Below are 8,683 nucleotides of genomic sequence, written 5' to 3' on the forward strand. Positions count from 1 at the left end.
TGATCCCATGCTGACGCGGCTCGCCGTTTTTCTCTGCACGTTCGGCTACATCGGCTATTTCCCGGTCGCCCCCGGCACCGTCGGCTCGGCCGCCGGCCTCGCCCTCTACGCGCTGGTCGCCCTCGCCGGTTCGTGGTGGATGCAGGCAGCGGCAATCGCGATGGTCTTCGGCATCGGCGTGTGGGCCGCGGCGGTTGGCGAGCGCTATTTCGGCGGCATCGATCCCGGCCCGATCGTCATCGACGAGGTGCTCGGCATGCTCGTCACGCTCGCGTTCGTGCCCGTCGGCGTCAAAGGCGCGCTGATCGGGTTCTTCGTCTTCCGCGTGCTCGATGTGTTCAAGCCGTATCCGGCGGGCCGCCTCGAGCGGCTCCACGGCGGTCTCGGCGTCATGGCAGACGATGCGGCGGCCGCGGTGTATGGCAATGCCGTGATGTGGCTCCTCGCCGCGTACGCGCCAGGCTGGATCGCATGAGCGGCGCGCGCGCGGAAATCATCGCGGTGGGCAGCGAGCTGCTGACCCCCTTCCGGGTCGATACCAACTCCCTGCACATCACCGAGCGCCTGAACGCGATTGGCATTGCCGTCTCCGCCAAGACGATCGTGGGCGACGATCGCGCGCGGATCGCGTCGGCGGTTCGCGACGCGCTCGCGCGCGCCGACTTCGTCATCGTCACCGGCGGACTCGGACCCACTGACGACGATCTCACGCGCGACGCCGCGGCGGATGTGCTGGGTCTGCCGCAGGAGGAAGACGCCGCGATCGTCGAGGTGATCAGGCAGCGGTTCGAGGCGCGCGGGCTGACGATGCCGGAGATCAACCGGCGGCAGGCGATGCTGCCGCGGGGCGCGGAAGTGCTGCCGAACCCGCAAGGAACCGCCCCCGGGTTGTGGATCGTCGACGGAGTGCGGCGCCTCCTCCTGCTGCCCGGTCCTCCGGCGGAGATGCAGCCGATGCTGGAGCTCTGGTGCGAACTCCACGGCGCATCGCTTGGCGGCGGCACGCGCCTGCTGCGGCGGGTGTTGAAGGTTGCCGGGATGAGCGAATCGCACGTCGAGGAACTGGCGCAGCCGGCGTACGCGCGCTGGCGATCCGCCGGCCTGCCCGTCACGCCGACGATCCTGGCGGCGCCCGGCCAGATAGAGCTGCACCTCACCGCCGTGTCGCGGGACGCGGAGGAGGCGAGACGCGCGCTCGAAACCGCGTCGCATGACCTCCTGGCCGCCCTCGGGGACCGCGTGTTCACCACGGAAGGGGAATCGCTCGAGGAGGTGACCGGGCGGCTCCTCCGCGCGCACGCGAAGACCATTGCGGTCGCCGAATCGTGCACGGGCGGGCTGCTCATGTCACGACTCACCGATGTGCCGGGAAGCTCCGATTACGTCCTGGGCGGCGTCGTGGCCTATAGCAACGCCTCGAAAGTGGATCTGCTCGGTGTTCCGCCGGAACTGCTCGAGGCGCACGGCGCGGTGAGCGAACCGGTCGGTGTGGCGATGGCGGACGGGATCCGGGCGCGGCATCACGCGGACATTGGCGTGGGAATTACCGGCATCGCAGGGCCGGGCGGCGGCACGCCGGCCAAACCCGCTGGCACCGTTGTCGTCGCGTCGAGCGCCGAAGAGGGTGCGCGGGTCCGCACGTATCACTTCCGTGGCGGCCGTCAGGCCGTGAAGTTCTGGGCGACGCAGACGGCCATGGACCTGGTGCGCCGCCGCTTGATCGGCGGGCGCACGTGAGGTTGTTTTTCGCGTTCGTGCCGGATGACGCGGCGCGCACGGCTGCGGCGGGCGTCGCCGCGAGCCTTCAGCACCGCCTCGCGGAGGCGGGGGCGCCGCGCGCGGTGAAGTGGGTCGAGCGGGACAACCTGCATGTGACGCTGCGGTTCCTTGGCGAGGTGGAGGAGACGCGTGCCGCATCGCTCGCCGATGCCCTTGCCGCGCCGCTGCCGCTTGCCCCGTTCAGCATGACGCTGGGGCCCGGCGGCTGTTTTCCGTCCTCGGGCGACGTTCGCGTCGCGTGGCTTGCCGTGCGCGAAGGCGTCGAAGAGGCGCGGCGGGTGTTCGAGCTGATCGACGCACGGTTGCAGCCGCTCGGGTTCGAGCGGGAGGCACGTGAGTACACGCCGCACCTGACGCTTGGCCGCGTCCGGGAGCTGGACCGGCGTCACGCGCGAAGCTTTCGAGCGTGGGTCGCTGAAGCGCCGCCGGCACTGGCGCGGACGCCCGTGCGGGGGGCGACGCTCTATCGCAGCCGGCTGTCGTCGACTGGTTCCCGTTACGAGGTGGTCTGCGAGATCGCGCTGCAATGATGATCTGGTTGCCTGTCGCCGGGTACCTTCTCGGCTCGATTCCATTTGCGTTCCTCCTGGCGCGAGGGATTGGCGGCGTCGACGTGCGGGCGGCCGGCAGCGGCAACGTGGGCGCCGCCAACGTCCTCCGGACGACGCGCCCCTCGATCGCAATCGCCGTGGTCGCGCTCGATCTCGCGAAAGGATCCGTCGCCGTGTGGCTTGCCGGAGAGCTGGGAGCCGAACCGGCGGCGCGGGCCGCGACGGGTGTGGCCGCGGTCGTCGGCCACGTCTATCCAGCCTGGCTGCGGTTCCGCGGCGGCAAGGGCGTGACGGTGGCCGCCGGCGCCTTCAGCGTGCTCGCGCCGGCCGCGACGGCCGTCGCGATCGCGATCTTCACCACCACCGTCTGGGCGACGAGGTTCGTGTCGCTCGGCTCGGTCGTGGCGGCGCTTGCGCTGCCTCCGCTCGTGGGTTCGATCGAACCCGCGGCGGGCGGCGATGCGCTCGTGTACGCGGCGTCGGCGGCGGCGACACTCATCGTGTTTCGACACCGGACCAACCTGCGCCGTCTCCTGAACCGCACCGAGCGGCGCCTGGGAGAAGCGGCATGAGCCGGATCGGGGTGCTTGGCGCCGGCAGCTGGGGCACCGCGCTTGCCATCCACCTGGCGCGCAACGGCCACCAGGTGCGCCTATGGGCGCGTGACCGCACGCTGGTCGCGCGCATGCGGGACGAGCGCCGCAACGGGGTCTACCTGCCAGACGCCGCGTTTCCGGCGGGACTGACCCCGACCGCGCAGCTCGATGTGGCGCTCGACGGGGCGGCCTACGTGCTCACCGCCGTGCCCTCGCACGGTCTTCGTGCGGTCATGCGGGACGCGGCACCGCTCATCCCCAGCGGCGTCACGATCGTCAGCGCGACGAAGGGCATCGAAGCGGAGACGCTTCGCCGGATGTCGGAGCTGATTGTCGAGGAGGCAGGGGACCGGCACGTGGTTGCCGTCGTCTCCGGTCCGAGCTTCGCCACCGAGGTGGCGCGCCGGCTTCCGACGGCGCTCAGTGTCGCGTGCGTTGACGCGGTGACGGCGACGACCGTGCAGCACGAATTTCGCGGGCCGTCGCTTCGCTTGTACGTCACCGATGATGTGGCGGGCGTGGAGATGGGGGGCGCGATGAAAAACGTCACCGCGATCGCCGCGGGCGTCGTGGACGGGCTCGGGCTCGGCCACAACGCGATGGCCGCGCTGATCACGCGCGGCCTCGCCGAGATGGCGCGGCTCGCGTGCGCCGTCGGTGCCCGGCGCGACACGCTGGCCGGGTTGAGCGGCCTGGGGGATCTCGTCCTCACGTGCACGGGCGAGTTGAGCCGCAATCGCACCGTCGGTGTCCAGCTCGGTCGCGGCCGGTCGCTCGAGGACATTCTTTCCGGCATGCGGATGGTGGCCGAGGGAGTGCGGACCACCGACGCGGCGCTCGCGCTCGGTGCGCAGCACGGCGTGGAGCTGCCGATCGCCGCGCAGATGGCCGCGGTGCTTCACGGGCGGGTCGCGCCCCTCGAAGCCGTGGAACGCCTGATGCTCCGGCCGCCCAGGGCCGAGCACTAGATCTTCTCGCCGTAAAGCCTGACACTAAGGTCATGGGATTCCTCGGGAAGATCCGGCAGGGGCTCGCGAAGACCACGCAGCAGATCGTCGAACGCTTCAGCTTCATCGACGAACCCGGACGCCGGAGCCGCCCCGTCGGCCTCGAGACGCTCGAGGCGCTTGAAGAGGCCCTGATTTCCGCGGATGTCGGCGTCGCCGCCGCCGATCGAATCGTCGCTGCCGTGCGCGCGCGCGCCGGGGAAGGCGATTCGCTCCGGCACCTGGTCAAGCAGGAGATTCATGACATCCTGGCGTCCACCAGCCGCGCGGCGACCAACGGCCAGGCCCCCCGCGTCGTGCTCGTCGTCGGCGTCAACGGGACGGGCAAGACGACCACGGTGGGGAAGCTTGCGCGCATCCTGAAAGACGAGGGCGGGCAGCCGCTGATTTGCGCGGCAGACACGTTCCGCGCCGCGGCCGTCGAGCAGCTCGAAGTGTGGGCGCAGCGCGCGGGCGTCGACATGATCCGCGCGCAGCAGGGCGCCGACCCGGCCGCCGTCGTGTTCGACGCCATCGCGTCAGGGAAGGCAAAGCAGCGCGACGTTGTGCTTGTCGATACCGCCGGGCGCCTTCATACGCGCGTGAACCTGATGGCGGAGCTGGACAAGATCCGGCGGATCGCCGCGCGGGAGGTCGAGGGGGCGCCGCATGAAGTCCTCCTCGTGCTGGATGCGACCGTGGGGCAGAACGGCATCGCGCAGGCCAAGGAGTTCACGCAGGCCGCGGGCGTCACCGGGATCGTGCTGACCAAGCTCGATGGCACCGCGAAGGGAGGCGTCGCGGTCGCCATCGCGCACGACCTGCAGCTGCCGATCCGCTACGTTGGCGTCGGGGAGGGGATCGACGACCTCGTGCCGTTCTCGCCCGAGGAATACGTGGACGCGCTCTTCGAAGAGAAGTGGTGAAATTCGACGCGGACCGCGCGTTCATGGAGCGCGCGTTGTTCCTCGCAGCCCGCGGCCGCGGTTCCACCAGCCCGAACCCGATGGTGGGTGCCGTCATCGTCTCGCCGGAGGGGGTCGTCGTGGGGAGCGGCTTCCACGAAGCCGCGGGTGGGCCGCACGCCGAGATCGTGGCGCTTCGCGAGGCGGGCGCGCGCGCGCACGGCGCAACGCTCTACTGCACGCTCGAGCCCTGCTGCCACGTTGGGCGGACCGGTCCGTGCACCAGGCGCATCGTGGCGGCAGGCATCCGCCGCGTGGTCGCCGCCCTCAGAGATCCCAATCCCCAGGTGGCGGGAGGCGGGTTCGCCGACCTGCGCACCGCCGGCGTCCAGGTCGACGAAGGCGTGTGCGCGGAGGAAGCGGCGCGCCTCAATGCCGCGTTCTTCACCTGGATCCGGCGCAATCGGCCGCACGTCACGCTGAAGATCGCGCTCACGCTGGACGGCAAGGTCGCCGCCCCTGGCGGCCGGTTGATGTCCATTACGTCTGAAGCGTCCAACCGGTGGATCCATCGCGAGCGGGCGGCGATCGATGCGATCGCTGTCGGGTCGGGAACCGTGGCCGCCGACGATCCCCGCCTGACGGCGCGAGGCGCGTGGCGGGCTCGCCCGCTCGTGCGTGTCATATTCGACCGGAAGCTCAGGACGCCGCCGTCGGCGCGGCTGCTCTCGACCTCTGCCGCCGGGCCGGTCATAATCATGAGTACCGCAGCCGGCATCTCAGCCCATCCGGACCGTGCCCGGGCGCTCGAGCGCGCAGGCGCGGAAGTGGAGGCGATGCCCGGCGACGAGTTGACCGGAGGACTCGAGCGGCTCGCGCAGCGCGGCGTCACCTCGCTTCTCCTCGAGGGAGGGCCGCGGCTGCAGCACGCGTTCTGGAGCGCGGGATGCGTTGATCGCCTGCAGCTCCACATCGCGCCGGTCACGGCCGGCGCGGCGGGTGTCGGCTGGCTGAGCCCGGGCGACCTGCCCCTGCCGGTCGGCCCCGTGCTGGTTCGCGCGTGCGGGCCCGATGTTCGAGTAGAGATCGATGTTCACAGGCCTGATTGAATCCATCGGCGAGATCGTCGAGATGAAGCCGACGCCCGCCGGGTTCCGCGTGCGCATGAAGGCGCCCATCGCGCCGGAGCTGACCCCGGGCGACTCGGTCGCCGTCAATGGCGTCTGCCTCACCGTGGTTTCGGCCGATTCGACTGGATTCCACGCTGATGTGTCTCCCGAGACCTCCCGCGTGACGACGCTGACGGCCCTGCGGCTGGGCACGCTCGTGAATCTCGAGCGGCCGTTGAAACCGGAGTCCCGTCTCGGTGGTCATTTCGTACAGGGGCACGTGGACGGGATCGGCTCGATCGAAGAGTTGCGGCACGAAGGGGACAGCCACTGGCTGACGGTGAAATACCCGGCGGCGCTGGCGGCGTATCTCGTGCGCAAGGGGTCCGTGGCGGTCGATGGCATCAGTCTGACCGTTGCGGGCCTGGACGACAGGATGTTCGACGTCCAGATCGTCCCGTTCACCTGGGAGCACACGAACCTGCGGGCGGCCAGGGAGCACGATGCCGTCAATCTCGAGTGCGACATTCTCGGGAAATATGTTGCGCGCGTGGCGGAGCTCGCCGGGTGGGACCTGGCGCGGGCGACGTCGCGCGAGGTCGTCTAGTCATCGGCGGCGCGCGCGTCGCGCCGTGGGGAGCCATGCCAGCCAAGCTTCGCATTGCCAAGGGCGCGCAGAAGAAAGCGGTCGCCCCGTTTGCGCGCGTGGAAGACGCCATCGAGGACATCCGTCGCGGCCGCATGGTCATCGTCATCGACGACGAGGATCGGGAGAACGAGGGGGACCTGACGATCGCGGCGGAGAAGATCACGCCGGAAGTCATCAACTTCATGGCGACGCACGGCCGCGGCCTCATCTGCATGCCGATGACCGTGGAACGGCTCGAGGAGCTGGATGTCCCGCTGATGGTCCAGCAGAACAGCTCGCGTTTCGACACGGCGTTCTGCGTCTCGATCGAGGCGAAAGCCCGGACGAGCACGGGGATCTCCGCGGCCGACCGCGCCGCGACCGTGCTGGCGGCGATCGATCCCGAGACCCGGCCGGCCGACCTGTCGCGCCCGGGGCACATGTTTCCACTCCGCGCGCGCGCGGGCGGCGTACTCGTGCGCGCCGGCCAGACAGAGGCGGCGGTGGACCTGGCGCGGATTGCCGGGTTGTATCCGGCCGGCGTCATCTGCGAGATCATGAACCAGGACGGCACGATGGCGCGCGTTCCGCAGCTCGCGAAGTTCGCGCGCAAGCACGGCCTCCTCATGATCACGATCGCGGATCTGATCAAGTACAGGATGCGCACCGAGAGCCTGGTGCGCCGCGTGGCGTCCGCGAAGCTCCCCACGGAGTTCGGCGACTTTCGCGTGTATGCCTACCAGAGCGGGATCGATAACGAGACGCACGTCGCGCTGGTGAAAGGGGACCTCGGGGACGGCAAGGACGTGTTGCTGCGCGTGCATTCGCGCTGCCTGACCGGCGACGTGTTTCACTCCGCGCGCTGCGACTGCGGTCCGCAGCTGACCTGCGCCATGCAGCGGATCGCGCAGGAGGGACGCGGCGTCCTGCTGTATCTCAACCAGGAAGGTCGCGGGATTGGGCTGGCCAACAAGATCCGCGCGTACGAGCTCCAGGACGAGGGCTTCGACACCGTCGAGGCCAACGAGCGGCTCGGCTTCAAGCCAGACCAGCGCGACTACGGCATCGGCGCGCAGATCCTGACCGATCTCGGGGTGCGCTCGATGCGCCTGCTGACCAACAACCCGCGCAAGTTCGTCGGTCTCGAAGGGTACGGCTTGTCGGTCACCCAGTCAGTTCCGCTGGAGATTCCCGCCTCGGATACGACCCGCAGCTACCTGAAGACGAAGAAGGAGAAGCTGGGGCACAAGCTCTCTTCGGTGTAAGGGACGCGAAAAGGGGGACAGTCACACTTTCCTTGGGTCGAAGGCCGGAAAGTGTGACTGTCCCCCTTTCCGCTCAGGGCGCTCATCCGATTGACACAACTGCCCCGCTTCGGGTACCATAACCGTTTGCGTTTGAACCTCTTAGCGCGACAGAAGCATGTTTGAAACGCTGGGCGAAAGGCTCCAGGGTGTCTTCCGCTCGCTGCGCGGAGAGGGGCGGCTGACCGAAGAGACCGTCGAGGCGGCGCTGCGGGAAATCCGCATGGCGCTGCTCGAGGCCGACGTCAACTTCAAGGTCGTCAAGGCGTTCATCGACCGCGTGCGCGACAAGGCGGTCGGAGAAGAGGTCCTCAAGAGCCTCACCCCGGATCAGCAGGTCGTGCGGATCGTCCGCGACGAGATGCTGGCCCTGTTTGGGGAAACCCAGGGGGGGCTTCCGCCGGCGGCCGCGCGGCCCCGCGTCATCCTCCTGCTCGGGCTCCAGGGCTCCGGCAAGACGACGACCGCGGCCAAACTTGGGCGGCTGCTCGCGAAGCAGGGCAAGCACCCGATGCTCGTCTCGACCGACGTGCGGCGCCCGGCGGCGATCCAGCAGCTCTCGGTGCTCGCCAGGCAGGCGCAGCTCCGGGTGCACGATCCGGCGGGCAATCTCGACCCGGTCGACCGCGCAAAGGGGGCGCTCGCCGAAGCGCGGAATCTCGGGTTCGACGCCGTGATCGTGGACTCGGCCGGCCGGCTCCACATCGACGACGAGTTGATGGGGGAGCTCGAGGCGATCAAGGCGGCGGTCGCGCCGATCGATCAGTTGTACGTCGCCGACGCGATGACCGGCCAGGACGCGATCAAGAGCGCCGGCGAGTTCAA

General features: G+C 69.5%; 10 protein-coding genes. All 10 read left to right on the top strand.

Annotated features, from left to right (window positions below; all coding sequences use genetic code 11):
* Positions 1 to 7: 7 nt before the first annotated feature.
* Positions 8 to 475: a phosphatidylglycerophosphatase A gene (locus HYU53_17545; protein MBI2222996.1), complete on the top strand. Its 468-nt coding sequence runs from the start codon at positions 8 to 10 to the stop codon at positions 473 to 475.
* A complete protein-coding gene (locus tag HYU53_17550) occupies positions 472 to 1,737 on the top strand; it encodes a competence/damage-inducible protein A (GenBank protein MBI2222997.1) in 1,266 nt (421 codons plus the stop codon). The genes HYU53_17545 and HYU53_17550 overlap by 4 nt, the downstream gene beginning before the upstream one ends.
* Positions 1,734 to 2,309, top strand: coding sequence for an RNA 2',3'-cyclic phosphodiesterase (gene thpR, locus HYU53_17555; protein MBI2222998.1), 576 nt, complete (start codon positions 1,734 to 1,736; stop codon positions 2,307 to 2,309). Before HYU53_17550 ends, thpR begins: the two co-directional genes overlap by 4 nt.
* Positions 2,306 to 2,902: a glycerol-3-phosphate 1-O-acyltransferase PlsY gene (gene plsY / locus HYU53_17560; GenBank protein MBI2222999.1), complete on the top strand. Its 597-nt coding sequence runs from the start codon at positions 2,306 to 2,308 to the stop codon at positions 2,900 to 2,902. The genes thpR and plsY overlap by 4 nt, the downstream gene beginning before the upstream one ends.
* Positions 2,899 to 3,894: an NAD(P)-dependent glycerol-3-phosphate dehydrogenase gene (locus HYU53_17565; GenBank protein ID MBI2223000.1), complete on the top strand. Its 996-nt coding sequence runs from the start codon at positions 2,899 to 2,901 to the stop codon at positions 3,892 to 3,894. Before plsY ends, HYU53_17565 begins: the two co-directional genes overlap by 4 nt.
* Before the next feature lie 32 nt (positions 3,895 to 3,926).
* Positions 3,927 to 4,838, top strand: coding sequence for a signal recognition particle-docking protein FtsY (gene ftsY, locus HYU53_17570; GenBank protein ID MBI2223001.1), 912 nt, complete (start codon positions 3,927 to 3,929; stop codon positions 4,836 to 4,838).
* Complete coding sequence (ribD, locus tag HYU53_17575; protein ID MBI2223002.1) at positions 4,835 to 5,926, top strand: bifunctional diaminohydroxyphosphoribosylaminopyrimidine deaminase/5-amino-6-(5-phosphoribosylamino)uracil reductase RibD; 1,092 nt, start codon at positions 4,835 to 4,837, stop codon at positions 5,924 to 5,926. The genes ftsY and ribD overlap by 4 nt, the downstream gene beginning before the upstream one ends.
* Complete coding sequence (locus tag HYU53_17580) at positions 5,907 to 6,533, top strand: riboflavin synthase (protein ID MBI2223003.1); 627 nt, start codon at positions 5,907 to 5,909, stop codon at positions 6,531 to 6,533. Before ribD ends, HYU53_17580 begins: the two co-directional genes overlap by 20 nt.
* Before the next feature lie 35 nt (positions 6,534 to 6,568).
* Positions 6,569 to 7,819 (top strand): bifunctional 3,4-dihydroxy-2-butanone-4-phosphate synthase/GTP cyclohydrolase II, encoded by a 1,251-nt coding sequence (locus tag HYU53_17585; protein MBI2223004.1) that lies wholly within the window; start codon positions 6,569 to 6,571, stop codon positions 7,817 to 7,819.
* A 157-nt stretch (positions 7,820 to 7,976) separates the two neighbouring features.
* Positions 7,977 to 8,683 (top strand): signal recognition particle receptor subunit alpha (locus HYU53_17590; protein MBI2223005.1); only part of this gene is annotated, 707 nt, incomplete at its 3' end.

It is taken from the genome of Acidobacteriota bacterium (genome assembly GCA_016184105.1).
Classification (GTDB): domain Bacteria; phylum Acidobacteriota; class Vicinamibacteria; order Vicinamibacterales; family 2-12-FULL-66-21; genus JACPDI01.

Bases quoted from the DNA above. Each gene is read 5' to 3' on its own strand.
- HYU53_17545 (MBI2222996.1), top strand. From the start codon at position 8: ATGCTGACGCGGCTCGCCGTTTTTCTCTGCACGTTCGGCTACATCGGC.
- HYU53_17550 (MBI2222997.1), top strand. From the start codon at position 472: ATGAGCGGCGCGCGCGCGGAAATCATCGCGGTGGGCAGCGAGCTGCTG.
- plsY (MBI2222999.1), top strand. From the start codon at position 2,306: ATGATGATCTGGTTGCCTGTCGCCGGGTACCTTCTCGGCTCGATTCCA.
- HYU53_17565 (MBI2223000.1), top strand. From the start codon at position 2,899: ATGAGCCGGATCGGGGTGCTTGGCGCCGGCAGCTGGGGCACCGCGCTT.
- ftsY (MBI2223001.1), top strand. From the start codon at position 3,927: ATGGGATTCCTCGGGAAGATCCGGCAGGGGCTCGCGAAGACCACGCAG.
- HYU53_17580 (MBI2223003.1), top strand. From the start codon at position 5,907: ATGTTCACAGGCCTGATTGAATCCATCGGCGAGATCGTCGAGATGAAG.
- HYU53_17585 (MBI2223004.1), top strand. From the start codon at position 6,569: ATGCCAGCCAAGCTTCGCATTGCCAAGGGCGCGCAGAAGAAAGCGGTC.